At 73.4% G+C, this 24,178-nt stretch carries 26 protein-coding genes; 14 read left to right on the top strand and 12 right to left on the bottom strand.

Annotated elements, in window-relative coordinates; genetic code table 11:
• Positions 1-75: 75 nt before the first annotated feature.
• The 3 genes from ABTY56_RS31410 to ABTY56_RS31400 all read right to left on the bottom strand — a co-directional run bounded on the left by ABTY56_RS31410 (position 76) and on the right by ABTY56_RS31400 (position 1,766).
• The gene (locus ABTY56_RS31410) at positions 76-204 is read right to left on the bottom strand and encodes a hypothetical protein (RefSeq protein ID WP_350632748.1); all 129 of its coding nucleotides are present in this window, start codon (positions 202-204) and stop codon (positions 76-78) included.
• A gap of 55 nt (positions 205-259) precedes the next feature.
• On the bottom strand, positions 260-1,003 hold the full coding sequence (locus ABTY56_RS31405) for a DUF4232 domain-containing protein (protein WP_350632747.1): 744 nt from the start codon (positions 1,001-1,003) through the stop codon (positions 260-262).
• 409 nt (positions 1,004-1,412) lie between these two features.
• Positions 1,413-1,766: a carboxymuconolactone decarboxylase family protein gene (locus ABTY56_RS31400; protein WP_350632746.1), complete on the bottom strand. Its 354-nt coding sequence runs from the start codon at positions 1,764-1,766 to the stop codon at positions 1,413-1,415.
• 98 nt (positions 1,767-1,864) lie between these two features.
• Here ABTY56_RS31400 and ABTY56_RS31395 point away from each other — a divergent pair, with 98 nt between their 5' ends.
• Both ABTY56_RS31395 and ABTY56_RS31390 read left to right on the top strand, forming a co-directional pair.
• On the top strand, positions 1,865-2,725 hold the full coding sequence (locus ABTY56_RS31395; RefSeq protein ID WP_350632745.1) for a LysR family transcriptional regulator: 861 nt from the start codon (positions 1,865-1,867) through the stop codon (positions 2,723-2,725).
• Positions 2,726-3,585: 860 nt separating this feature from the next.
• Positions 3,586-4,203 (top strand): hypothetical protein, encoded by a 618-nt coding sequence (locus tag ABTY56_RS31390; RefSeq protein ID WP_350632744.1) that lies wholly within the window; start codon positions 3,586-3,588, stop codon positions 4,201-4,203.
• A 17-nt stretch (positions 4,204-4,220) separates the two neighbouring features.
• Here the strand turns inward: ABTY56_RS31390 and ABTY56_RS31385 are convergent, their stop codons facing one another.
• Positions 4,221-4,634, bottom strand: a complete 414-nt coding sequence (locus tag ABTY56_RS31385; RefSeq protein WP_350632743.1) for a hypothetical protein — start codon at positions 4,632-4,634, stop codon at positions 4,221-4,223.
• A 64-nt stretch (positions 4,635-4,698) separates the two neighbouring features.
• Positions 4,699-5,418 carry a GbsR/MarR family transcriptional regulator gene (locus ABTY56_RS31380; RefSeq protein ID WP_350632742.1) on the bottom strand — a complete coding sequence of 240 codons (720 nt, stop codon included), beginning with the start codon at positions 5,416-5,418 and terminating at the stop codon, positions 4,699-4,701.
• Positions 5,419-5,761: 343 nt separating this feature from the next.
• Between ABTY56_RS31380 and ABTY56_RS31375 the strand changes: the two genes are divergently transcribed.
• The 3 genes from ABTY56_RS31375 to ABTY56_RS31365 all read left to right on the top strand — a co-directional run bounded on the left by ABTY56_RS31375 (position 5,762) and on the right by ABTY56_RS31365 (position 8,501).
• Positions 5,762-6,937, top strand: a complete 1,176-nt coding sequence (locus ABTY56_RS31375; protein ID WP_350632741.1) for a serine hydrolase domain-containing protein — start codon at positions 5,762-5,764, stop codon at positions 6,935-6,937.
• A 136-nt stretch (positions 6,938-7,073) separates the two neighbouring features.
• Positions 7,074-7,640, top strand: coding sequence for a Uma2 family endonuclease (locus tag ABTY56_RS31370; protein WP_350520601.1), 567 nt, complete (start codon positions 7,074-7,076; stop codon positions 7,638-7,640).
• 114 nt (positions 7,641-7,754) lie between these two features.
• Positions 7,755-8,501, top strand: a complete 747-nt coding sequence (locus tag ABTY56_RS31365; protein WP_350632740.1) for a hypothetical protein — start codon at positions 7,755-7,757, stop codon at positions 8,499-8,501.
• A gap of 43 nt (positions 8,502-8,544) precedes the next feature.
• Here the strand turns inward: ABTY56_RS31365 and ABTY56_RS31360 are convergent, their stop codons facing one another.
• Positions 8,545-9,636 (bottom strand): GlxA family transcriptional regulator, encoded by a 1,092-nt coding sequence (locus ABTY56_RS31360; protein ID WP_350632738.1) that lies wholly within the window; start codon positions 9,634-9,636, stop codon positions 8,545-8,547.
• Between the two features lie 125 nt (positions 9,637-9,761).
• On the opposite strand from ABTY56_RS31360, the gene ABTY56_RS31355 reads away from it, so the two are divergent.
• A complete protein-coding gene (locus ABTY56_RS31355) occupies positions 9,762-10,685 on the top strand; it encodes an NADP-dependent oxidoreductase (protein ID WP_350632737.1) in 924 nt (307 codons plus the stop codon).
• A 267-nt stretch (positions 10,686-10,952) separates the two neighbouring features.
• On the top strand, positions 10,953-11,912 hold the full coding sequence (locus ABTY56_RS31350) for a hypothetical protein (RefSeq protein ID WP_350632736.1): 960 nt from the start codon (positions 10,953-10,955) through the stop codon (positions 11,910-11,912).
• Positions 11,913-12,246: 334 nt separating this feature from the next.
• On the opposite strand, the gene ABTY56_RS31345 is transcribed toward ABTY56_RS31350, so the two are convergent.
• Both ABTY56_RS31345 and ABTY56_RS31340 read right to left on the bottom strand, forming a co-directional pair.
• Complete coding sequence (locus ABTY56_RS31345; protein WP_350632735.1) at positions 12,247-13,119, bottom strand: AAC(3) family N-acetyltransferase; 873 nt, start codon at positions 13,117-13,119, stop codon at positions 12,247-12,249.
• 10 nt (positions 13,120-13,129) lie between these two features.
• The gene (locus ABTY56_RS31340) at positions 13,130-14,140 is read right to left on the bottom strand and encodes an alpha/beta hydrolase (protein WP_350632734.1); all 1,011 of its coding nucleotides are present in this window, start codon (positions 14,138-14,140) and stop codon (positions 13,130-13,132) included.
• 141 nt (positions 14,141-14,281) lie between these two features.
• On the opposite strand from ABTY56_RS31340, the gene ABTY56_RS31335 reads away from it, so the two are divergent.
• From ABTY56_RS31335 to ABTY56_RS31325, 3 genes are all read left to right on the top strand, one after another.
• Positions 14,282-14,935 (top strand): TetR/AcrR family transcriptional regulator, encoded by a 654-nt coding sequence (locus tag ABTY56_RS31335; RefSeq protein ID WP_350632733.1) that lies wholly within the window; start codon positions 14,282-14,284, stop codon positions 14,933-14,935.
• 217 nt (positions 14,936-15,152) lie between these two features.
• Positions 15,153-15,941, top strand: a complete 789-nt coding sequence (locus tag ABTY56_RS31330; protein WP_350632732.1) for a 2OG-Fe(II) oxygenase — start codon at positions 15,153-15,155, stop codon at positions 15,939-15,941.
• Positions 15,938-16,546 (top strand): ABC transporter substrate-binding protein, encoded by a 609-nt coding sequence (locus tag ABTY56_RS31325; RefSeq protein WP_350632731.1) that lies wholly within the window; start codon positions 15,938-15,940, stop codon positions 16,544-16,546. Before ABTY56_RS31330 ends, ABTY56_RS31325 begins: the two co-directional genes overlap by 4 nt.
• 148 nt (positions 16,547-16,694) lie before the next feature.
• Here ABTY56_RS31325 and ABTY56_RS31320 read toward each other — a convergent pair whose 3' ends face one another.
• On the bottom strand, positions 16,695-17,738 hold the full coding sequence (locus ABTY56_RS31320; RefSeq protein ID WP_350632730.1) for a hypothetical protein: 1,044 nt from the start codon (positions 17,736-17,738) through the stop codon (positions 16,695-16,697).
• Positions 17,739-18,258: 520 nt separating this feature from the next.
• Here ABTY56_RS31320 and ABTY56_RS31315 point away from each other — a divergent pair.
• The 3 genes from ABTY56_RS31315 (at position 18,259) to ABTY56_RS31305 (ending at position 21,215) form a co-directional block, all read left to right on the top strand.
• The gene (locus ABTY56_RS31315) at positions 18,259-18,930 is read left to right on the top strand and encodes a DUF6426 family protein (protein ID WP_350632729.1); all 672 of its coding nucleotides are present in this window, start codon (positions 18,259-18,261) and stop codon (positions 18,928-18,930) included.
• On the top strand, positions 18,927-20,018 hold the full coding sequence (locus tag ABTY56_RS31310) for a Fic family protein (RefSeq protein ID WP_350632728.1): 1,092 nt from the start codon (positions 18,927-18,929) through the stop codon (positions 20,016-20,018). Before ABTY56_RS31315 ends, ABTY56_RS31310 begins: the two co-directional genes overlap by 4 nt.
• Positions 20,019-20,432: 414 nt before the next feature.
• Positions 20,433-21,215 carry a DUF6083 domain-containing protein gene (locus ABTY56_RS31305; protein ID WP_350632727.1) on the top strand — a complete coding sequence of 261 codons (783 nt, stop codon included), beginning with the start codon at positions 20,433-20,435 and terminating at the stop codon, positions 21,213-21,215.
• Between the two features lie 38 nt (positions 21,216-21,253).
• On the opposite strand, the gene ABTY56_RS31300 is transcribed toward ABTY56_RS31305, so the two are convergent.
• Both ABTY56_RS31300 and ABTY56_RS31295 read right to left on the bottom strand, forming a co-directional pair.
• Positions 21,254-22,156, bottom strand: a complete 903-nt coding sequence (locus ABTY56_RS31300) for an NAD(P)H-binding protein (RefSeq protein WP_350632726.1) — start codon at positions 22,154-22,156, stop codon at positions 21,254-21,256.
• Positions 22,153-22,581: a nuclear transport factor 2 family protein gene (locus tag ABTY56_RS31295; RefSeq protein ID WP_350632725.1), complete on the bottom strand. Its 429-nt coding sequence runs from the start codon at positions 22,579-22,581 to the stop codon at positions 22,153-22,155. The genes ABTY56_RS31300 and ABTY56_RS31295 overlap by 4 nt, the downstream gene beginning before the upstream one ends.
• A 91-nt stretch (positions 22,582-22,672) precedes the next feature.
• Here ABTY56_RS31295 and ABTY56_RS31290 point away from each other — a divergent pair, with 91 nt between their 5' ends.
• On the top strand, positions 22,673-23,281 hold the full coding sequence (locus tag ABTY56_RS31290; RefSeq protein WP_350632724.1) for a TetR/AcrR family transcriptional regulator: 609 nt from the start codon (positions 22,673-22,675) through the stop codon (positions 23,279-23,281).
• Positions 23,282-23,354: 73 nt separating this feature from the next.
• Here the strand turns inward: ABTY56_RS31290 and ABTY56_RS31285 are convergent, their stop codons facing one another.
• Positions 23,355-23,780 carry a DUF7144 family membrane protein gene (locus ABTY56_RS31285; RefSeq protein WP_350632723.1) on the bottom strand — a complete coding sequence of 142 codons (426 nt, stop codon included), beginning with the start codon at positions 23,778-23,780 and terminating at the stop codon, positions 23,355-23,357.
• Between the last annotated feature and the right edge of the window lie 398 nt (positions 23,781-24,178).

Genomic DNA, 24,178 nt, shown 5'->3' with positions numbered 1-24,178 from the left:
ACATCCGGTCGGGCACGGCGCGGTTGACATCCGGTCGGCCAGGTGGGCCAGGCGCGTTCACTCGCGGGCACCGCGTCAGCGCGGGGTGAGGCCGGCCCTCCGGACGAGGTCCGGGTCGTCGGGACGGCCGAGGACGAGGATCCGGAGGGCCGTACCGGCGTAGACGGCCAGACGACGGGCGATCCTGCGGGCGGTGTCGGGCATGGTGGTTGCCTGCTTTCGGGCCGGGTGCGGTTGGCGTTCCGGGGTGGTGCGGGTGTCACCAGGAGACGGCGTCGTCCATCGACTGCTGCCAGTAGGTGACCTTGAGGGAGTCGTCGACGTACGTGCCCTTGGCGGGCAGCGACGGGTGGGCTCCGGCGCCGACGCTCTCGTTGCCGGAGGGGCCGTGGAAGTAGACGTCCAGGGAGGTCACGGTGTGGCCGTTGGAGCCGTCGGTGCCGTCGGTGGAGGAGAGGTTGACGGAGGCGTAGCCGGACTCGCCGGGCTTGAGCGTGACGACGGCCTGCGGCTTCGAGTCGTCGATGACCGGGGGCACGGACTGGGCCTCGCCGAAGCGGACAGCCGGGTAGCCGTGGAGGTAGCAGGTGGTGGAGCCGATGTTGGTGACCGTGAGCAGCATGTGGTTCACGGGGCGGTTCAGCGGCGCGGCGGTGGTCTTGGTGTTGGAGCCCTCGCAGATGGAGGGGTTCGCGGCCGCGGCGGCGGCGGGCACCTTCGGTGCGGGGGAGGCCGGGGTGTTGGCGGCGGGCTTGGACGCGGTGGCGGCCGGGGCCTTGCCGGTGGGCGCAGCGGCGGACGGGGCGCCGGCGGACGGGGCGGCGGGCGACGCGGGGGCCGCCGGCGTGGTGGGCGATGCGGTGAACGGGGTGACCGTGACCGTCGGGGCAGGTCCCGCCGACTTGATGTCCCCGTCGCCGTTGCACGCGCTCATCGAGAGGGCGGCGATCGCGACGCTCACGGCAGTGGTGATCAGTCGGGTGCGGGAGGTGCGGACGGACATGTGCTGGTGCCCCTTTCGGCGTTCGCTCAGCTGGTGAGCCGGTGCGTCGATCGGATGACCGAGGCTTGATGACCGAAGCCTGCAGGGCACTTCGTCCCAGCCACCACACCTGACGGCACGATGGGGAGGGTGGAACGGCGAATGGGGCTCTGACCAGCAGGAATGGAGCGAGCCTGGAACGCTGGAACGGGACGCCGGGGGAACGGAGGGGCGGGCGTCGAACGGCGCAGGGCCGCGGAGGCGCGGGAGTTCGCGACGGCTGGACGGCACCGGAAACGCGTACGGCCGCGGTGCGGGCAGGCTCACCCACACCGCGGCCGTACCCGGAGGGGCGGCGGATCGCGGACCGTTCGTCGCGGGCCGCGATCAGCGGTCCGAAGACCACGTAATCGCGTAATCGCGGGCCGGGTTACTCGGAGGCGTCCTTCCCGGGGTGGTGGTGCTCACGGTCGAGGCGCAGGGCGAGCAGGCCGTGGGCCATCGCGCCGCCGGCGCAGACGGCCGCGGCGACGAAGCCGATCTCGGCGATCTCCTCGCGCGTGGCCCCCGCGTCCGTCGCGCCGCGGGTGTGGGTGTCGATGCAGTAGGAGCACCGCGTCGTCATCGCGACGGCCAGCGCGACCAGTTCGCGTAGTTTGAGCGGGATCGTCCCGCCCTCCCGGAAGACGGTTTCGTGGAAGTTCATGAACGCGTCGAACTCGTCCCGGGCCAGGGCGCGGACCGTCGGCACGGTGCGCAGGTCCGAGGGCTGTTGGTAGGTCATGGCCCGATCCAAGCCGCGCGGCGCACGGTGCGTCCAAGACCGTTTCGGACTGGGTGGGCATGCTCCGGCTATCGCTTCCGGTCGCTATCGTGGCCCCCATGGACCTGCGCAGACTCGGCTACTTCGTCGCGGTGGCGGAGGAGGCGAACGTCGGGCGGGCCGCGAGGCGCCTTCGGATGTCGCAGCCGCCCCTGAGCCAGCGCATCCGGGAACTCGAAGCCGACCTCGGCTGCGCACTGTTCGTCCGGACGCCGCGGGGCATGGAACTGACCGCGCCGGGCCGGGTCCTGCTGGTGGAGGCCCGCGCCCTGCTGGCCGACGCCCAACGGGCCCGGGAACGGGTGTTGCGGGCAGCGGGCGAGCGGGTGCTGCGGGTCGGGGTGCTCGGACCGGGCGAGCAGGCCCTGTCCTTCCCGGCGGCCCGGGCCTTCGCACGGAGCTGCCCCGACACGACCGTCCGGCTGCACCAGGGCGACCTGCGCGACCCGCTGATCGGGCTGACCGCCGACCAGGTCGACGTGGCGATCACCTACGGGCCGTTCGACGAGACCGGGTTGGCGACGCGGACGGTGCGCGAGGACCGCTGCTACGCCGCCCTCCCCGCCGACGACCCGCTGGCCCGTCAGCGCAGCCTGAGCGCCCGGGACCTCGCCGACCGCAGCTCCGTCCGCCTGCCGGAAACCGCCGACCCCACCTGGCGGACGTTCTGGCAGCCGACCTCCGACAGCACCGACGGACCGGCGGTCCGGTCCCTGGACGAGTGCCTGCACGCCGTCCTGTGGCAACGCGCCGTCGCACTCGTGCCCGGCCAGGCCGCCGCCCGCCACCGCATCGAGGGCATCGCCTACCGCCCGGTCGACGACCTCCCGCCGAGCCGCCTGGTCCTCGCCTGGCGCCGGGCCGACCGCTCCCCGCTGATCCCCGCCTACGCGGACGCCCTCTGCGCGTCGGCCGGGTAGCGGTGTCGGAGAAGGAGCGCGCCGGCCACGCGGGCCCGGGAGAGGGGAAGCCGCCCAGGCCTCGCACCGTGGTTCGGCGCACGGGTCCTGAGCTGCTAGTATTCTTCTTGTCGCGAGGGAGAATGATTCCTCGTCAGGCGTCAGCGGTGCTACCAGAGCACGTCCTACTTTCAGTAGGAAGAGTCCGTGCAACCCGGGCCTGGCGCTCCACTGTCGGACGGGGTCCGGTACCTACCCAGGTACCGGACCCCGTTCGCGTTCGCGGCAGTGCCGGCTGCTCGCCGCGCCGTCGGCCGGCCTCGCCGATCCCGCCGCCCTGACCGGCGAGCCGCCGGTCACCACCTCGGGGGAACTGCGCACGCGGCTGCGCGCCCTGGCGGCCGACTTCGCCCGGGACCGTGCCTGGCGGGCGGACAGGCGGGCCCGGGGCGAGTGGGCCGGTGACGGTGGCGGCTGGGCGAGCGCCTCGCCGGCCGGGTTCCTGGAGTCCTGGGACAGCTGGCTGGGTGCCTCGCTCGGCAGGCCGCCGAGGTGGTCGGGCGTTCCGCCGGTCGAGCCGGTGACCTGGGCGTCGGTCGCCTGGCAGCTCGGCGCGGCCCGGGTCTACGAGTGACGACGCCCGGGTGCGGGGGCACCCTCGGAAGTCGACAAGCCGCCGCCTGACGCGGCCCCCGCGCGCCCACCCGCCGCGTTGCGGCCCGTCCCCCGGGGGCGGTCCGGAAAAGGAGTGTCGGACCGCCCGGTACGGGTGCTGTACTGGGCGCATGGGGGTTGACGACGGGCGGATGCGGCTACCACTGACGAGCCATCCGGTCGGTGATCCGGGGTCCGGGCTCAGCCGGGTCCTGAGCACCGGTCCCATGCTCCGCAACACCTTCGTGCACCCGCCCGACCGCCAGGTCGCCTTTCTGACGGCGAGCCGCGCCGACCTCCTACGGCTCGGCGCCCTGTTCCGCGTCGCCGCGACGAGCCCGCACAGCGCCGTCCACATCCCGGTCCCGTCGGGCGACCGACCGACGACCTTCGTCGGCGACGCCCGTCCGCTGCCGCTGCTCCTGGCCCGCGAGGACACCGGGCTGCGGCCCTCGCACTGGCCGGATCTGCGGCGCCGGATGCGCCGCGCCTCGGCGCCCTTGAGGGTGACGGCCCCGGCAGCACGGTCCGCCGGCCGCCCGGACGACGTCCGTCGCCGTGCCGATCGCCACCCCGCCCGTTTCGCCGAGCACGCCGCGACGATCGTCATCACCGCCCGTGCCGAGCTCCTGTTCTGGATCGGCGACTTGCTCACCGACGTCGGCGACCGCGTCGCCGGGGAGCCGCACATCCATCAGCACGGCGAGAGCTTCCTCGGCGACATCGTCGGCTTCTTCGACCCCAAGCACACGAACCGGCCGATGCACGCGTTCTGCGTCGTCGCCGTCGAACCGATCTTCCACCGGGCCCGCTGGCAGAAGCAGCCGACAAGAGCTGTCCCGTAACCCCGCCAGGCTGGGGGTCAGGCCGGGTCCGGGTCGGTGCCGACGGCACCGGCCGAGCGCAGTGATCGCCCGAGGTCGCCGGTGAGGATGCGGGGGTGTCGCCGCCACCACCACAGATCGGGGCCGGGCACCTTGTGGAACCGGTCGAGTGCTTGGCCGTCGTCGTCGATGGTGGCTGCCTTGTACCGATCGTCCAGGGCTCTGATCCGTGGGGTCCAGAGCTGGACGACGTGTTCGTCCAGCAGGAGCCACGCTTCGTGGAGCCAGTTCCGGCAGTAGAGGTCGTTGGTGAACTCGTGGATGTCATCGCCGTAGCCGCGCTCGATGACGCTCACCAGGGCGGCCCACGCGTTCACCATTTCTGCGACCGTGAATGCCGTCCGCCAGCCGCGCTGGTGCAACAGCTCGCCTACCTCGGTGTCAGTGGCCATGATCGTGAGGCTCTCACGCTGAACCCGTCTGAGCTACCGGGATGTGAGTGCCGGCGGCCGGCGCTCAGCCCCCGTCGGAGCCCTCGGCCAGGCTCCTCCGCCACTGCTCCACGCCCTGGCGGAGGGCCTCGTTCACCAGCAGCAGGAGTCCGGCGGAGGACTCGAAGCGGGCGCCCGCCGGGGTGGTGTCCCCGAGGATCCCGGCCGCCCGCTTCGCCTCGGCCACCAGGACGTCGTTCATCTGCATGGTGGCCAGCAGGGTCCGGGCCCAGGTGCCGTCGTCGATGACGTAGCGTTCGCGGCGCACGCCGGGAGTCCTCTCCCGCCGGAGCATCCCCTGCTGTTCGAGGAACGTGACGGCGTTCGAGATCGACGCCGGGCTGACGCACAGCCGCTGGACCAGGTCTGCGGCGGTGAGGGCGCCGGAGTCGGTGACGTACAGGCAGGCAAGCACCCCGGCCGCCACCCGGGGCATCCCCTGCCGGACCAGGACGGCGCTCCAGGACTCCGTGATGTCCCGGACCGCGCGCGGGTCGCGCCCGTGGCCACTGTCGGGGACCGCCGCCGCGGGCCCGGCCTGCTTGTGCCGGCGCGCGCGGTGCCGGGTGGCCTCGTGCGCCCTGGTCGCCCCGTAGTCGTCGGGCCCGCCGTTGCGGGTGACCTCCCGCATGACGGTCGAGGCGGGTCGTCCCAGGCGTCGGCCGATCTCGGCGTATCCGAGCCCGTCCGCCAGCCCTGCGGCGATCTGCCGGCGGTCCTCGCTGGTGAGCCTGCCTCCGGGCATCGGTACCCGTCTCCCCTCTGCCGACGTGCGCGCGGCGTGCGGCGTGCGGCGTGCGGCGCGCGACGCCTGCGGATCTCACCGCACAGTATGCATTCAGCTGCACCTCATTGCAAAGGACGGTTCGATCTCCCATTGCATTAAGCGTCAAGGTCATTGCAAAGCTAGACCCCTGGATGGCAGCCGATGCCTTACTGTGCAAGCAAAGTGAGCCCCCATTGAACGTTGACCGATTCATGAACGCAATGTAGCGTCGATAACGTTCAGCGATCCCCGAACACTGGCGGGAGCCAGTCGGGGTTCCACGCCGATGTCCGCCGCCGGCGGATCCGAAGGAGGCACCACCATGTCCGTCACCCCCATCGACCAGCCGGAGCCCGCCCTGTCGCAGGCCACCCTGTCGCAGGCCACCGCCGGGCAGGACCGCCCCGACCTGCAGGAGGCCGTCCAGGCGTTCGTCGACGCCGGGTTCGCCGGGATGCAGATGCGGGTGCACGACGAGCGGGGCGCCTGGGTCGGCACCGCCGGTGTGCGCGAGCTGGGCACGACCGAGGAGCCGCCGGCCGACGGGCGGTTCTGGGTGGGCAGCACCACCAAGACCTTCGTCGCGACCCTGGTCCTGCAGCTGGTGGCCGACGGCGCGATCGGGCTGGACAGTCCGGTGGCCGCCCACCTGCCCGAGCTCGGCCTGGACGAGCGGATCACCGTACGGATGCTGCTGCAGCACACCAGCGGGCTGTACAACTACACCGGCGAGCTCGACCCGGACGGGACGTTCGTGCCCGGGCTCCCCTCGGTGGGCAAGGCCTGGGTGGAGAACCGGTTCCACAGCTACCGCCCGGAGGAGCTGGTGCAGTTCGCACTCTCCCGCCCCGCGCGGTTCGAGCCGGGGACGGACCAGAGCTACTCCAACACCAACTTCACGATGGCCGCCCTGCTGGTCGAGCGGATCAGCGGCCGCTCGTACGCCGAGGAGATGCGGCGACGGATCCTGCAGCCGCTCGACCTGCGGGACACCGCGGTGCCCGGCACCTCCCCGGACCTCCCCGAACCGCACGCCCACGGCTACTACCGCTACCAGGACGCCGAGCGGTGGGAGGTGGTCGACGTCACCCGCCAGAACCTCTCCCTGCTGATCGGTGCCGGCGACATGATCTCCTCCACCCGGGACCTCCACACCTTCTTCTCCGCACTGCTGGGCGGCAGGCTCCTGCCGGCCCCACTGCTGGACGAGATGCGCACGCCGCACGGGATGCTCGGGTACGGCCTCGGCCTGTTCGTACAGGACCTCGGCCCGGACCACGGCACCATCGTCCACCACAACGGCGGCGCCCCGGGCGGCTTCGGAGCACTGATGATCAGCACCCCCGACGGCGGAAGGACCCTGACGGCCGGGCTGACCACCGGGGACTCCGCCACCGACCCGGCACAGGAGTTCCCGAAGGCGCTGGACAGGCTCGTCAAGGCGGTGTTCGCCGGCGGGCAGGCGGGGCAGGGCGGGACGGCCGAGCCCGCGGCCTGAACGGCCGACGCGAACGGAGCGGACACGGTACGACGGCACCCAGTAACGTAACTGGGTGCCGTACCAGGGTCGGCCATATGTTCCGGCCGTGACAGCCGGGCCGCAGCACACATGATCCGGACAGGGAGAGCAGCCCATGAGCACAGCGCATGCCGGCCCGGGTGACTACAGCACGGTGCCGAATCCGGAGCAGGCCCTCAAGTACGCGATCCAGCACATCGCAGGTGACCGGGTCGAGATCGTCGAGGGAGTCATCACCCCTGTGTCACCGTCCTGGGCCCACGAGACCGCTGTCGACCTGATCCGTGAACAGATCGGTCCCCGCATGCGCGAGCTCGGCCTCCGCGCCGGCTCCGGGAACCTCGACCTGCCGGGCACGGAGAACTTCTACGTGCCGGACCTCGCCGTCGTACCGGCCGAGTTGGCGAAGACGGAGGGAGCGCTCCTCCCGGACCAGACCGTGCTCGTCGTCGAGGTGACGTCACCGTCGAACGGTGAGACCGACCGAACCGCGAAGCGCCGGCGCTACTCCCAGTTCGGCGCTCCGGTGTACCTCCTCGTGGACCGGCAGGAACGCACCTGCACGCTGTTCTCCCAGCCGGGCCGACTCGGCTACACCCTGGTGGAGGGCCCCCACCCCTTCGGCACCCCGCTCCGACTGCCGCAGCCGCTGGACCTCGAACTCGACACCTCGGGTTTCTGAGCCGGGGAGACCCCGCCTGGGGATAGGCATCGGCGTCGGCGTCGCGGCGAGAGGGTGGCCCGCAGTGCGGGGGTGCTCATGTCGCCTCGGTGGCGGACCTGGTTGGATCGGCGCATGACGGACTGGTCGCGACTCAACCATGCCTACGGAGCCGCCGGGGACATACCCGCGCTGCTCGACCGGATCGCCGCCGAGCCGAGCGCGGAGCTCTGGAGCGACCTGTGGTCGGCGCTGTGCCACCAGGGCACCGTCTACTCGGCGAGCTTCGCGGCACTGCCCTGGCTGGCCGAAACGGCCACGGGCGGGAACCGGGAACAGGCGGTCAACGCCCTTGTCCTGGCGGGTGCGATCGTGGCCGGCGCCGGTCAGTCCCACAAGGCAGGCGACGTGCGTTCGGCGCACGCACCGCAGATCTCCGCGCTGCTGACGGCCGTGGGCACGTACCGCCGGACGGCTTCCGACCGGGCCGACTACATCCACCTCATGGAGGCCACGCTGGCCTTCGAGGGTGTCGTCGGCTGGAGTGAGGAGCTGGCCTGGGGGCTCGGGAGCGAGGAGTACACGGTCTCCTGCCCGGACTGCGAGGCGGGCCTGTACGTCGTCTTCGGCGAACGCGGCTTCTTCTCCAGCAGCGAGGATCACGCGCTCGCGGACGGCGGCGTCGAGACGATCGAGACGAGGGCCCTGCGCCCCTCGCCGCCCGCAGACCTCGACGGCATCGGCCGGCGCCTCCACGACCTCGCCCTCGCCGAGGGCCGGCCCGAGGTCGCGCACGCGTTGACCTACGTCTTCGGCCGCGCGACCTGCCCCGACTGCGAGTGCGACTTCGCGGTCGCGGAGCAGATCGGCGCCGACTGGTGACGAGCCCGCACGGCACCGCCGTCCGCGTCGTGGGGCTCGGGGATCAGGCGGGGGCGGGCTCGTGGGGGCTGAAGGTGCGGCGGTAGGCGGCCGGGGAGACGCCGAAGGCCGTCCGCATGTGCGCGCGCAGGGAGTTCGCGGAGCCGAAGCCGGACCGGTGGGCGACCAGGTCGATCGACAGGTCGGTGCTCTCCAGCAACTGCTTGGCCAGTTCCAGGCGTTGGGCGGTGAGCCACTGCACCGGGGTCATGCCGGCCTCGTCGCGGAAGCGGCGGGTGAAGGAGCGCAGGCTCATCCGGGCGTGCTCGGCGAGGCGGGTGAGGGGCAGCGGCTCGCCGAGGTGTTCCAGGGCCCAGGCGCGGGTGGCGGTGGTGCTGGCGACGGTGGGTTCGGGGACGGGGCGGTCGATGTACTGGGCCTGTCCGCCGTCCCGCCAGGGCGGCACGACGCACATCCGGGCGGTGCGGTTGGCGACCGCGGCGCCGTGGTCGCGGCGGATCACGTGCAGGCACAGGTCGACGCCGGCGGCCACGCCGGCGGAGGTGAGCACGTCGCCGTCGTCGACGAAGAGGACGTCCTCGTCGACCTTGACCGCCGGGTAGGCCCGGCGGAACTCCGCTGCCAGGTTCCAGTGCGTGGTGGCCGGACGGCCGTCGAGCAGCCCCGCCGCGGCGAGCACGTACGAGCCGGAGCAGATGGACACCAGCCGGGTGCCGGGCCGGATGCCGGCGATGGCCGCTTCGACCTCGGGCGGCAGCGGGCCGCCGCGGCCCAGTTCGGGCATGGCGTGCGTGGGCGGGACGATCACGGTGTCCGCCGCGGCCAGCGCCTCGGGGCCGGCGGCCGGCTGCACGGTGAAGCCGGCGTCGCTGAGGACGGGGGCGCTGTCGGCGGTGCAGACGACGACGTCGTAGAGCGGGCGGCCGTCGGCGTCGTGGGCGCTGCCGAAGACCCGGGAGGGGATCCCGAGCTCGAAGGGCGGGACGCCGGGCAGGGCGAGCACGGCGATCCGGTGGCGCCGGGGCTTGGCCCACTCGCCCTTCCGCGCCGCCCGCTCGGGCTCGGGCTCCCATTCGTCCGCGTCCCGAGCGATGTCCGCTGCCCTCGTTGCCCCCGTCCGCTGCGCCGTACCCATGGCCAGATCCTGTCACATAGTGGCCGGACGGCCAACACCGTGGCGGTCCCAGGTGCCGGATCGTGGACTGCGTCGCCGGGGAACCGGCGGCGCACCGAACGGAACGAAGAACGAGGCAGGACAGCATGCGAGCGGTGGTCGTGGAGCAGTGGGGCGGGCCCGAGAACCTGGTCGAGCGCGAGGTCGAGCGCCCCGAACCCGGCCTGAACGAGGTCCTGGTGCGGGTACACGCCGCCGGCGTGAACCCGGTGGACTGGAAGACCCGGGCCGGGGGCGCCCTCATCGAGTGGGGCGACGTCCCCGCGGTCGGGTGGGACGTGTCCGGCACGGTCGAGGCCGCCGGGCCCGGCGTAGGCGTGTTCCGCCCCGGCGACGAGGTCTACGGGATGCCCCTGTTCCCGCGCCAGGCTGGCGGGTACGCCGAGTACGTGGTGGCGCCGGCCCGCCACTTCGCCCCCAAGCCGGCCTCTCTGACCCACGTGGAGGCCGCCGCGCTGCCGCTGGCCGCGCTCACCGCCTGGCAGGCGCTGGTGGACACGGCGGACGTGCGCCCCGGGGAGCGGGTGCTAGTGCACGCGGCGGCCGGCGGGGTCGGCCACTTCGCGGTGCAGATCGCCAAGGCCCGCGGCGCGTACGTCATCGGGACCGCCAGCGCCGGAAAGCACGACCTGGTGCGGGAGCTGGGCGCGGACGAGGTCGTCGACTACCGGGCCGTGCGCTTCGAGGACGCCGTCTCCGACGTCGACGTGGTGCTGGACGGCCTCGGCGGCGAGACGGCGCAGCGCTCCCTGAAGGTGCTCCGGCCCGGCGGCCGGCTGATCACCCTGCCCGGCCCGGACGACGTGCCCGCCGCACCGGACGGCGTGCGGGCCCAGTGGGTCCTGGTGGAGCCGGACCACCTGGGCCTGCGCGAGATCGCCGCCCTGGTGGAGCGCGGCGCGCTGCGGCCCGTGGTGGAGACGGTCCTGCCGCTGTCGCAGGCCGCGAAGGCGCACGAGCTCGGCGAGCAGGGCCGCACCACCGGCAAGATCGTCCTGACGGTCGCCTGACCCCGGGCGCCTGCGGCCCGCTCACCGAGACGCCATCTGATGTTGCGTCAGATAGCTTCAGTGCGGGCCGCGTTCGGCTGCGGCAGCATCGCGGGTCGCGGCGGAGCGCGGGGCGCTTCCGGCCCCGCGGTGACGTCGCCCGGCCGCCACGGTGGGAGCGCGCCGCAACGCTGCAGCAGCATCCGGACCGCCGTCCGGGCCCGCCGTGACGAGGTACGGGCCGGCGCAGCGGGCCCGTAGGCGACAGCCGCCGTAGAGTCCGGAGACATGGCCGACACGCCAGTCTTCGACGAGATCGCCGACACGCTCTACGCCCTCGCGCCGGCCGACTTCACCGCCGCCCGCAACGCGCGCGCCGACGAGGTCAAGAAGTCCGACCCGCAGCTGGCCAAGCGTGTCCGCGCCCTGCACCGCCCCACCCTCGCCGCCTGGGCCGCCAACCTCCTCGCCCACCGGCACGGGGACCTGGTCGGGCGGCTCCTGGACCTCGGCCAGGAGCTGCGGGACGCCCAGCAGCACCTGGCCGGGGACCGGCTGCGCACGCTCACCGACCGGCGCCGCCGGCTGGTCCGGGAACTGACCGAGCAGGCGCAACGGGACGCCACCACGGCCGGACACCCGCTCGGTGCGGACGCGGCCGCCGACCTCGACCGCACACTGTCCGCCGCCCTCGCGGACCCGGATGCGGCCCGGGCCCTGGCGGCCGGCCGACTCACCGCCGCCCTGGAGCCACCCCTGTGGCCGGGGGCCGCTCCCCTCGGAGCGGAGCCCGAGCGGCCGGAGCCACGGCTGTCGGCCGAGGAGCGGAAGGGCTCAGCGGCACGGCCTCGGACGCAGGCACGTGCCGAGCAGGAGCAAGAGCGGGAGCAGGAGCGGGAACGCGAGCAGGCCCGCTCCGCGGTGGCCGCCGCGGAGCGGGCCGAGCGGGAGGCGGCCGACCGGGCCGCCGAAGCCGAGCGGGAACTCCGCCGCGCCACCTCGGCCCGACGGCAGGCCCAGGACGAGGCCGAGCGGGCCGCGGCAGGCCTCGCGCAGGCCCGGGAGCGCGACGGCCACGCGCGGACGGCCGTCGCCCGGGCCGACGACCGGGTCCAGGCCGCCGAGGACACTGCCGACGCCGCCCGCGCCGAGGCCTCCCGGGCCCGTGAAGCCGGGCAGGGGGCGGCCGCCCGACTTCGGACGCTGGAGGACGGTGGACGCGGCACCCACCGCAGCCGCGCGGGCTGACCCGAGCTGAGCTGGGCTGACCCGAGAGCGCTCGGGGCAGTCACCGCGTGCGGGGTGTACACGGGCGCCCACTGCCCATGCGTTCTCCGGGCCGTCGTCGCACGGCCCCGCGCGACACCCGCCGGGCCGGCGACGCCCGTCTCCCCGACACCGAAGGTTCACACCGCCACGGACGTGGCGACGCCGCCCGCGCCCCGCCCTGGCGAGCCGGAACGGATCGATCTCAACCCGCCGCGTCAGCCGCAGGACCACGGAACCACGGGACAGTCGGTACTACCGCCGATCCGCGGTGGTTGAGCCCGCGGCAGCCAGGTCCGACGCGAGCCGCTGTCACTCATCGGCTGTGGGGCAGCAGTTGGGACAGGCGCTTCCGCGCGTAGTCGACGAAGGCGACAGCGGGCACCAACTGGCAGGGAGCCGATCCGATCACGCGGCTGCGGGACAGTCCCAGGGCGGCGAACTCCGCACCGATGAGCGGGAAGTAGGTGTCGTTGTCGTTGCCGACGTCCATCGTCTCAACCCATACCCGCTCGCCGTCGACCAGGTGCGGGAAGCGACGCAGCTTCTTCCGGTGGGTGGGCACCAGGGACTCCGCGTGGTGCAGGAACGAGTTGCGGTTGTGCCCGACTCCGAGCAGCAGGATGGACCCGCCCAGCTGATGGATCCTCGCGAAGGGCGAACCGTTCCCGAGGGCGTAGCCGAGTGGCTGCGCCGCACAGATCGTGCGGGCGTCCGCGCCGAGGGCCGCCAGGGATGCCTGGGGGTGTCGGCTTCGGACCCGGTCCGGGTGCGCCAGCACGGCGCTGGGGATCGCACCCATCTCCGTGGGTAGCGCATCGTGGAAGGTCGGGACGGCCGCGCGTGCTGCGACCGTTCGCGGGTCGTCGAAGGCGTGGCTGTCAGGGTGAGGATCGGCGACCTGCCGGGTGTAGGTGGGCACGACGATCGTGCCCGTCCGCCCCACTGCCGCGCGCAGGGCCTGCACCACCGCCTCGGCCCCTCCGTCCACCTGCCCGAAGGCGGACAGCGACGAATGGACCATCAGTACGGACCCGGGCCGCACGCCCAGCGATTCGAACTCACTGTGTAAGGCCGTCGCGTTCAGTGACTTCGCGGTCGGTGGCTTCGCAGGTGGAGCGGTGTTCATCTCGTTACCCCTGTCTTCTGTCTTCTGTCGGCCGAGGGTGGGTGCATCGTGGAGGTGCATCGCTCCTCCCTCACCGCGCCAGGGCCGCGCGGAGGAACGCGAGAATCTCCGCCTGGGCGGCCTCGGCCTGGGGTTCCAGGCCGGGCATGGTGAGGAACGCGTGCTTCGCTCCCGGGTATTCGGACAGCCGCACGGGAGTCCCCGCTGCGCGCAGCTGCTCGGCGTAGCGGCGGCCGTGGTCGGCGAGCGCGTCCCGGGTGGGCACCACCACGAGCGCCGGGGCGAGCCCGCTCAGGTCGTCGGCGTACCGCGGCGAGACGGCGCGTGCGCGGGCACCGGTGTCGTCGTTGGCGTCGGCATGGGCGTCGCCGTCGGCGTCGGCTCCCGGCGGAACGGCGAGCCGTTGGACGAACCGCAGTTGCGGCAGGGCCCTGGTCGGGCTGTACGCGTACTCGGCCATCGAGGGATGGTCGAACATCGTCCCGGTCACGTCGACCACGGGGTTGACCAGTACCTGCGCCTTGAGCTCCAGGCCGGCTTCCCTGGCCCGGATGGCCGTCAGTGCGCTGATCAGCGCACCGCAGCTCTCGCCGAACACGGCCGCGCGCGCAGGGTCGGCGCCCCACTGCGCGGCGTGCCGCACCACGTGCCGGAGCACGTCCCAGCCGTCGTCGGCGGCGTCCGCGAGCGGGCTGTCGGGGGCGAGGAGGCGGTGCTCGACCGAGACGACGAGGGCGGGCAGCTGGGTGGCGAGGTGGCTGTTGGTCCAGTCGCACTGCGCCGCCGTGCCGACGAAGCCGCCTCCGTGGACGTGGACGACGAGTGGCAGGTCGGTCCGGGCGTCGGTTTCGCCGTCTCCCGTCGGCACCGGCCGGTACACCCGGACCGGGAGGTCGCGGCCGGGCAGCGCCACCTGCTGCCAGGCGATCTCGGCGCCGGGATCAGGTTCCCCGAGCACGGCCCGCGCCGGGCCGGACGCCCGCCAGCGGTTCTCCGCGTCGCGGTAGGCGCGCAGTTCCTCGGCCGTGATCGTCGAGAGATCCGGTTCCGGCGGCCGTGTCGCGGCAGTGGTCCCACTCATGTGTCCTGCTCCCCCTCCCGGCCGGATGCCGGGCGTCTCGTCGTGGTCGGACGGTGCGATGCCCTCAGTATGCACGCAGTGCGTGCAACAGCAAGTGCATGGATTAGGCTGAGCCCGGACGACAGGGACGAGAGGCGCGAGATGACTGGCCGAAGGCGATGGTCGACCGAGGAGATCCTGGACACGGCGGCGGACCTGCTGCGCACGAGCGATGCCGAGTCGTTCAGCGTGCGCAAACTCGCCGCAGCACTCGGGACCGACTCCTCCAGCCTCTACCGGCACTTCCGCAACAAGACCGAACTGCTGCGCGCGGTAGCCGACCGGATCCTGCTGGCCGCCATGGACGGCCACCACCCCGAGGGCGACTGGAAGCAGCGCATCACCGCCCTGGCCCTGCGCCTGCGCGAGGCCTTCGGCGAGCAACCCCAACTCGCCACGGTGTGGGGACGCTACGCGTCCGGCGGCACCGGATCCCGGTTGGTCATGGAGGAGCTGCTGCAGGCCCTGCGCGCGTCCGGCCTGCCCGACGAGGAGGTCCCGGTGCGGTACCACCGCATCGTGATCCTCCTCGCCTCGCTGATCGCCTCCGAGGCCGGTATCAGCACCATCACTCCCACGGAGTACGAACAGGCCATGGAGCAGTTCCGCGTCGCGGTGCTCGGCGCCGACCCGGAACGCTTCCCCACCCTGGCCCACTTCGCCCGCGACATCCGCCCCCTCGGAGCAGACCGCCGCGCCGCCTTCGAGGAGATCCTCGCCGCCCACCTCGCCCACATCGAGGCCCGGATCCCCTGACGCGCCGGACGGTACGCGCCGGGCGGTCGGGTCGCAGCGGCAGGCTCGGTGGTGGAGACGGGGTGTCGGTTGTCCGCGCGGCGCAACCGCCTGACGTACACCGCCGGGTCCTCCACCACCAGAGCGGCGTCCGAAACCCGCCGGACATGCGGAGCAGGAAGCCGGAGGGTTGTCCGTGGGGGAAGCACACCGGACCACCGCGAAGGGACACCGACCAATGACGGCGTACAGGACGACGGACAGCCCGCCGGGCGCACTGCTGCCGACCGGCGAAGCGCCGGGCCGCACCCTGACCGCCGCCCCGGTGGCCGACCGTCTCGCCGGGACCGACTGGGCGGCCCTGGCGGGCGAACTCGACGAGTACGGGCACGCCCTCACCGGCCCGCTCCTCACCCCCGCCGAATGCCGGACGATCACCGCCCTCTACGACGAACCCGCACACTTCCGTACGACCGTCGACATGGCCCGCCACCGCTTCGGCTCCGGCCAGTACCGCTACTTCACCCACGAACTTCCCTCCCTGGTGCGGGACTTGCGCGAGTCCTTCTATCCCCGCCTGCTGCCCGTCGCCCGCGCCTGGGCCACCAGGCTCCGCGCCCCCGCACCGTGGCCCGACGACCTCGACGAGTGGCTGGAGCTGTGCCATTCCGCCGGCCAGGCGAGGTCCGCGCAGATCCTGCTGCGGTACGGCCCCGGCGACTGGAACGCCCTGCACCGGGACGTGTTCGGTGACATGCTCTTCCCCCTGCAGGTCGTCATCGGCCTCGACGCACCCGGCACCGACTTCACCGGCGGCGAGTTCCTCATGACCGAGCAGCGCGCCCGCGCACAGTCCCGCGGCTCGTCCACCACCCTCCCGCAGGGCCACGGCCTGGTCTTCACCACGCGCGACCGGCCCGTGGCGACCAAGCGGGGCTGGTCGGCCGCGCCGATGCGGCACGGCGTCAGCACCGTCCGCTCCGGCCGCAGGCACACCCTCGGCCTCGTCTTCCACGACGCCTCGTGACCGCCCACACCGCCGCGGACACCGAGCCGAACGCCGCACCGAACGACGGGCCGATCACCACGCCGAACGACGGGCCGAACGACGGGCCGAACAGCGGGCCAGCCACACCCCGACCCCACACCGGCGTCGAACTCGCCGCTCTCGTCGGCCTGTTGACCACCGCCAAGCCCGGCATCGAAACCGTCGCGATCGGCCACAGCCGCGACGACGCCTCCCGCGCCGCCGCCTACGCGTTCGCCGAATCCTGGCGGGCGCGCGGCGGCACGGTCCTCGCAGAGGTGGACTGGCCGGAGAGCGCCGCCTCCTGGCTGCGCCCCGCGCGCCGCCTGACCGCCCAGACCCCCGACGCCTGGGTGATCGCAGCCGCCGTCCCCGGCTTCGCCCGACTCGCTCGCCGCCTGCGGCAGTCGACCGACTTCGACCCGGCCCGCACCGTCGCGTTCGCCTCCCTCGGCGATCCCCACCTGCCCGCCCTGGCCGGCCCCGGCACCCTGGACGGCCTACGCGGCGCCACCGCGGACGGTGGCACCTGGGATGTGCAGGACGGCTGGCTCACCTCCCCCGAGCCGAACGCGGCGAGCAGGAAGCGTTCTTGTCCCCGCTGAGTACCCCGGTCGGCCCGCCGGGCAATCGTGCGCGCTTCGACCGGAAGCCGTCGCGACCGGGAACCGTGACGACCGGGCGCGTTCGCGGCCGGGACCCGTCGCGGCCGCTCGTTGATCGCCGGCGGGAAGCTGCGAATCCGGTGCCCGGCTACCTGGGCCTCTCCGTTGCCGCGGCGTTGGCACAGACGGGGCGGGTGCGGGCGGCATAGGAGCGGGCGGCCACGACGAGGCCGACGCCCAGACCGCCGAATGCCAGGCCGCCGAACTCGACCATCCACGTGATCCCCGAGCCGGTGGTGAACGGCGGGGACGGCTTGATCTCGGGCAGCACGCCGACGGCCGTGAGCGGGGCCATGACGATGAGGGCGGCCCCGTACATCGTCAGGGGAATGCCGGTCAGCCAGGCCGGGATCAACGGCAGCAGGCGCGGGACCCGCCGCCCGGACAGGACCACCGTCCAGCGGGGGAACACCTGGCCCCACGCGTACAGCAACCCCAGCAGCAGGAAGATCCCGACCATCGCGGCCAGCACGGTCACGTCGATCCCCGCCGACGCGGCCGCCTTCGACGGCCCGGACGCGCCGACGCTCGTCAACCTCTGCCAGTCGTCGCCCGCGACACCGAGCGCGTCGCCGCCCAGCGTCCAGATGGTCTTGGCCCCCGCCCACGGCAGGAGTCCGCCCATGAGCAGGTACACCGCGACGCGGGTCCGCCTCGGGGCCCGGGATGCGGCGGGGTGGGCGAGCGGGCCGTCGGCTGCGCCGGCGTGCGGCCGCCCGCAGCGCGGGCAGTCTCCGCGCAGCCGTCGGCGGTACGACAGACCGACGAGGAGCAGGAGGGCGGCACCGGCCGTGTCCAACAGCACCTGGGCCAGCCCGGTGGCGCTCTCGATCCCCGAGAGCGTCACGAGTGTCACGAAGTAGATCGGCAGCCCGGCCGTTCCCACGACGAACACCGGGAGCGCCACGATCAGCGTCGTCGCCATCGCAACCCGGCCGGGCTTGGCGAGAGTTCGGGTGCCGGCCAGGCAGGCGCCGCCGGCCAGGAGCGCGAGGGCCGCCTGGAAGAGCTGAACCCCCGGCACGTACGCGGAGTGCGCCGTCCATGGCACGGTGGCGCCCGTCACCGCCCAGGTGACCTCGACCGCGGCGTACAGCACGCCCCAGAACGCGGCCGCCACGGGCGCCCACACGGGCCACCGCCGCCGCCACACCATCCGCCCCGGGCTCGCGCTCGGCGGCGCAGGAACGCCACCTGTCTCCGAGTTCGCAGGAACAACCACCGTGACCCCCGTATGTCCGGATTGCCGACGCTCCAAGACTCCGCGCCACCCACGCCGACCACATCCGTCCCACGGACCATCGGTTTCCCCCGCGCGGGGGAGGCCGGGTCGTGAGTGTCGGCCCGGCGGGAGGACCACGGTGCCACCAGGCGACGACGGGTCAGGTCACCACTCCCGCGAGGTCGCCGACACCGGCTGCCGCCGAACACCGACGACCGTCCGCTGCCCGCAACCTGATGCCTGATGCCTGATGCCCCGCCAGGACAACTGCTCAGTAACCATCTTGCGTAGGTCTACCGATGTCCGCCACGACAACCCGGGCCAGACTCGACGGCGGACGGCCGGCCGCCGCCCGCGCACCGCGACCCGGGAGCGCCGGGGCGGCCGCGGACCTCCGTCCGACCCTCGATCGCCCACAGTGGAGACCCCCGTGAAGCTCCGGACCGCCCTGAGCGCAGTCGCGCTCGGTGTCACCGTCCTCACCGCCGTTCCGGCGACCGTTCTGCCGCAGGCCGCCTTCGCAGCGGACTGCTACACCTCGTGCGACCCCTGGGACCACGACTACACCGACGACAACTTCGTCCTGGACCTGGACAACGTCCCGGCGGACGGCACGCCGTTCCCGAACGACGACGTGATCAGGGTGATCGGACGGGCGCAGCCGGACCCGGACCCGGTCCAGCCGGAGTGGACGCCGACCAGCGGCGGTTCCACCGGCGCCGGCCCCGGCACCCGGGCGACGCCGGTGAAGATCATCAACAAGAAGGTGATCCGCAAGGACTGCGTCCAGAACCCGTACGACCACCAGGTCACGATCAAGACCACGGCCAGCTACTCGGTGTCGTACAAGGTGAGCATGGAGCTCGGGATCGAGGCGCTGAACGCACTGAAGCTCACCGTCGGGCACGAGCTCAACACCGTGTCCACCGAGTCCACCGAGGTCTCGGTGGACATACCGGCCCACGGCACCTGGGCGCTCGGGGTCGAGTACCAGACGGTCGAGTACGCCATCACCACGACCAGCTGGCTCGGCCAGAACGAGGTCCAGTACGTGACGGTCAGCCAGCCGACCGGCACGCTGATCTCCGGCCCCTGCGGATGACCGCACTGTTCGCCGCGAGCGGGGCACGGCCGGTCCGTCCGGTCGTGCCCCCGCCCGGGGCCGAGGCCGTGCCGGCCGAGGCGCGCGGTCCGGCCCTCGCCGCGCTGGCCGAACTGCGCGAGGCCGCAGCCGGCCTGGACAACCCCGACCTGTTCCACCGGCCCCGGCTGAGGACGCGCCTCCACCCCGGCCGGCTCGCTGGCGCGGACCCCGGCCGGCTGGCGGACCAGGCCGCGGCCTCCGCCGGGAACCGCGCCGAGGCCGGACTGCTCGCCGTGGCGTCGGTCCGGGCCGAGCTCCGCGAACGGCCGGGACAGCGGCCCTGCTTCACCCCCGACGCGCTCGTCGACCTGCACCGCCTGCTCGTCGCGGAGGACCCGTCCGTACCGGGCGGCGGCGGGCTGCGCCGCACCGACGCCCACGTGGTGTGGCCGGACGGACGGCGGTTCGCGATCGCCGTCCCGCCCGGCCGGCCGCTGCGCGGGCACCTCCGGCGCTGGCACCACTGGACCGTGAACACCGACTCACCCGCCCTGGACCTCGCGGCCTTCGGAGTGCTGCGGCTCTACACCGTCCACCCGTTCCCGGACGGCAACGGCCGGCTCGCCCGGCTGCTCGCCCAGTGCGACCTGGTCGCGGCCGGCCTGCTGCCCGGGCTGCTGCTCGACCTGGACGGCTGGGTCGAGGCCCGGCGCGCCACGCACGACGAGGCGATCGTGGCCGGGGCCGACGGCGACTGGGCGCGCTGGGGAACGGTCTTCGCCGACGCCGTCACCGAGACCGCCCGGCACCGCACCACCACCCTCGCCGCCCACCGGCGGCTGCTCACCGCAGCGATCGACGCCGTACGGGAGGACCCGCAGGCGGTGGGCGTGCTGCGCCGGTTCACCGCCGCCCCGGCGGTGTCCGCCGACTGGCTGCGGTCACGGCTGCCGTACGACCCGGGCCCGGCGCTGGCCCGGCTGCGTCGGGCCGGGCTGCTCACCCGCCACCCGCGGCTGCCCGGAGCCCTGGTCCACCCGGGCCTGCTGGCGCTGCTCGACACACCCTTCGCCGCCCGCCTGCCCGATGAGGTCCAGACCTCTTGACAGCGCTGCAAGGACCGGGCAACCAGCCCCGCCCCATGCGGACGGCCGCCGCGGCGGGCTCCTCCTCCCGCCGGGCGGCCGTCCCAGCGTGACCGTCAGCTGTCCGCACGGAACGCCCCGTGGACCCGCAGGTTGCCCTGGATCGCCGTTGACGGTCAGGTCACCGCCGACGGTGGCGGCCCCGCCGACGGTGGCGGCCCCGCAGCGACCAACGGCCCGCCCGGGGCGAGTGGCTGCCACAGCCGGCCGCACTCGGCCGCGTGGGACCACTCCTCGCTGATGATCCTCCACCAGGGCTGGGAGGTGCCGGCGTCTCGAATGCCCGCGGAACACCTCCATGATGTCAGCGCAGCCACTTATCCTCACGTCAGATGAGCTTTTGACGTTACGTCAGAAACGTGGGGTGGCCGAGAAGTGAGCGAAGGCGATGGCCGCGACGATGCCCGCAGGCAGACCCTGGAGACCTGGGCCAGCGCGATCGGCAGGCCCGTGGGGGAGAGATACTCCCCGTACTCGCGTTGCAAGGAGTGCCTGACCACGGTCGAGTGGAGGATGTCCACCGGGGGCAAGTGGATCCCCTTGCAACCCAAGGACCTGCCCAGCCACCGCGTGCCGGCCAGGGTCGCCTGGCACGAGGACGACGAAGGCTTGGTGAGACCGGGCCGGAAGGCGGGCCGGTGCAGAGTGATCCACTACGCCGTCTGTCCCGCACGGGTCGGCACCCTGGAACCGGAACTCGACGACGTGCGGCGCATGCTCGGCGTCCGCGGTCGCAGCTACCGGATCGTCACCGGAGAGGACACGCCGCTTCGGCTCGCCCCCAACGAGTACGGCATCTCTCCGGCAGCAGAGCAGGAGGGCGCGCTCTTCACCGAGAACGAGGCCGACGATCGCGGCAGCATGCGCGTGGAGGTGTCGCGCTGGGACGAGTGGCTCCGGGTCCAGGCCGCCGACCCCGACGAGCTGGGCGACCCGATCTACGTCGCGCTCAATCGCATGGGCGAGCGCGCCGACGGAACCTGGCTGATCGCCCGCACCCCGAAGAACGAAGGCCGGCTGCGACGACTCGCCACCCGGAACGCCTGGCTGTGGACCGACCTGCCGGGTGTCGGCCCGGACTCACCCGAGATCGCACCCCCCGTGCCGCGCCCCCGCACTGAAGGCAGCCGAGTCGGAGCGGACCAGGATGACGGGTGAGCCGTCGGGGCGGCACGTGCGCCGCCGGGGCGCTGCACTCAGCCGGCACTCGGTGCCGGCGTGACGTCCGGGCCGGGGTGCCCGTCGTGCGGGCCGTGTCCCCGGGCCTCGGCGAGCTCCCGGCGGGCGACCGTCTCGAAGCTGTGCGGCGGACGACCGGTGAGGCGTCGGACGGTGTCGGTGGTACGGTCCTCGGCCCCCTCCGCGATGGCGAGGTCCAGGTCGGCGAGCAGTGTGGCGAACTCCGGAGGCATCAGGGCGGCCAGGCGTGCCCGCAGGTCCTCGTGCGTGAGGCTGTGGTGGACCACGGGGCGGCCGGTGACCTTCGCGACGATCGCCGCGACGTCGTCGTAGCGGAGGGCCTCGGGCCCGGTCAGGACCAGGTCGGTGTTGGGGGCGGGGTCGCCGGTCAGCGCATGGACGGCGACGGCGGCGATGTCGTCGGCGTCGACGAAGCCGACCCGCCCGGCCCCGGTGGCGGTCATGATGACGCCGTCCTCGCGGATGCTCCGGGCGTTGGCGTGCGCGCCGGTGAAGTTCTGCATGAACCAGGAGGGCCGCAGCACCGCCCATTCGTCGAACAGGCCGGGCAGCGCCCGGTGCACCGCCCCGACGGCCGGCCCGCCCTCGGGTACGGCGGAGGAGCTGAGCAGGACGACGCGCCGCACGCCCGCGTCCCGGGCCTGCCGGAGGAACGGGAGCATGACCGCGGCCGGGTCCGGGTCGCCGACGGGTGGGACCAGGTAGGCGCGGTCCGCGCCCTCGACGGCTCCGGCGAAGCCGGCGGGGTCGTACCAGTCGAAGCGGACGGGCTGGGTGCCGGGGAGCGGCGTCGCGCGGCGGCTCGCGGCCTTGACCCGGTGGCCGGCGGCGATCAGTTGCGCGACGGTGCGGCTGCCGGTGGTGCCGGTGGCGCCCACGACCAGGACGGCGGCGGTCATCGGACGACACTCCCCGCGAACTGTGCGGTCAGGTCGCCCGCGGCGAGCGGGTTCCAGTAGTCGCGGTACGAGGCGAACCGCCCGTCGTGGACCTCGACGACGGCGACGTACGTCATGTCGAAGGGCGCGCCGGTCTTCACCAGGCGGCCGACGCCGCGCATCTCGACCACGATGGTCGCGGGGTCGGTTGTCTCGTGGATCCGCAGGTCCGGGAAGTCGTGCAGGTCGATGTGGTCGGGGTAGTCGCGCAGGTAGCCGGCGACGGCGTCCCTGCCCTCCAGTCGCCGGGGCAGGCCCGGGGGCGCGAAGGGGAACTCCATGACGCCGCGCTCGGACCACAGGTCGACCCAGGCGGCGATGTCCTTGTCGAGGAGCAGGCGCAGGCTGTGGCGGTAGAGCTCGGCCGGCGAGGTGGATGCGGGCATGGGGTCCTCCGTCCCATACGATACGGACCAGCGGTCCGCTTCTGCGGGAGAAGATACGGACCGCCGGTCCGGATTGCAACTGGAGGAACCCATGCCCGATCGCGCGCCCCGCAAGGACGCGGCCCGGAACAGGGCCGCCGCCCTCGCGGCCGCCGACACCCTCTTCGCCGACTGCCGGAGCCCGGACGAGATCACCATGGCTGACATCGCGGCCGCGGCCGGCGTCGGCAAGGGCACGCTCTTCCGGGCGTTCGGCGATCGCACCGGGCTGATCCGCGCGCTGTACGGAGCCCGCCTCGAGCCGCTCAGCGCAGCCGTCGACTCCGGACCACCCCCACTGGGGCCGGCCACCCCGCCGCTCGAACGCGCACCGGCGCTGCTCGACGCCCTCCTGTGCTTCAAACTCGACAACCGCCACCTCGCACTGGCCCTTGAGGGAACCGGCGCGGACAGCCCCTACCGGACGCAGCACTACGAGCACTGGCACGCCCTGCTCCGGGACCTGCTGGAGCGGATCCCGGGCCTGGCCGACGCCGGTTTCACGGCCCACGCCCTACTCGCCGCCACCCGCGCCGATCTCGTCGGCCATCTGACCGACGAGGAGCACGTCCCCCGCGAGGAGCTGCGACGGCGGCTGGCCGACTACGCACGTTCCGCACTCGGCGGCCCCGTCGGACGCGGACCGGTGACCACCGACTGAACCGCGGAGACCCGGCGCTGCCCCACAGCCGCCGGCCGTGCGGGTGGCGCCGCACGGGCCGCGTCGGCCCGCCTCAGTCCAGCGTCTTGGTCGTGCCCGCACACAGCGCCCAGATGACGAACCCGTCGATCGTGATCAGGACGATCGCCCAGAACGGGTAGTGCGGCAGCCAGAGGAAGTTGGCGATCATCCCGAGCCCGGCGACGACGACACCGACGACCCTCGCCCACGCTGCGCCGCCGTAGAGCGCCGTCCCGGTCGCGACGAAGAGCACCCCGAGGACGAGGTGGATCCATCCCCAGCCGGTGGTGCTCATCGAGTACGCGTAGTCCCGGGTGACCACCACCAGGTCGTCGTTCAGGATGGCGGCGATCCCCTCCAGGACCGCCAGGATGCCGCCGATGAGCAGCATGACCGCGGCGAACGTGGTCCATCCGCCGGCGTAGGCCCGCTCGACGGTCACGGGCCTACGACCAGGCCCAGTGGCACTACCGGCCATGGCGTCGCTCCTTCCGGGCAACCGGGTCGCCGGACCGGGCGACCCGCCAGGAAACCCTCCTCCAGGTTGCCACCCGTTCCGGGCGTCAGCCACGTAGACCAACGGCATCCGGGCCCCGAGGTCCGACCCCGGCGCCGCCCCCGTCCCCGTCCCCGTCCCCGCCGACACGGGCCGGGCCGGGCCGGGACGACGGTCCGTACGGGCCGGGGAACGGCGTGAGGGCCCGGCTCCGCGCGATATGCGCGGGGCCGGGCCCTCACGGGTCACCCCGGTGGCACCTGTCCACCCCCGGGGCACGGGGGAAGACCGACGGTGCCGGCTTTAGTACCAGTGGTGGGTCTGCCAGAACGCCCAGGCGGCGTTCGGGCTGCCGTAGCGGGAGTTCATGTAGTCGTAGG

The sequence above is a fragment of the Kitasatospora sp. NPDC097691 genome (assembly GCF_040302665.1).
Classification (GTDB): domain Bacteria; phylum Actinomycetota; class Actinomycetes; order Streptomycetales; family Streptomycetaceae; genus Kitasatospora.
This window is presented reverse-complemented; position numbering and strand designations above follow the sequence as displayed.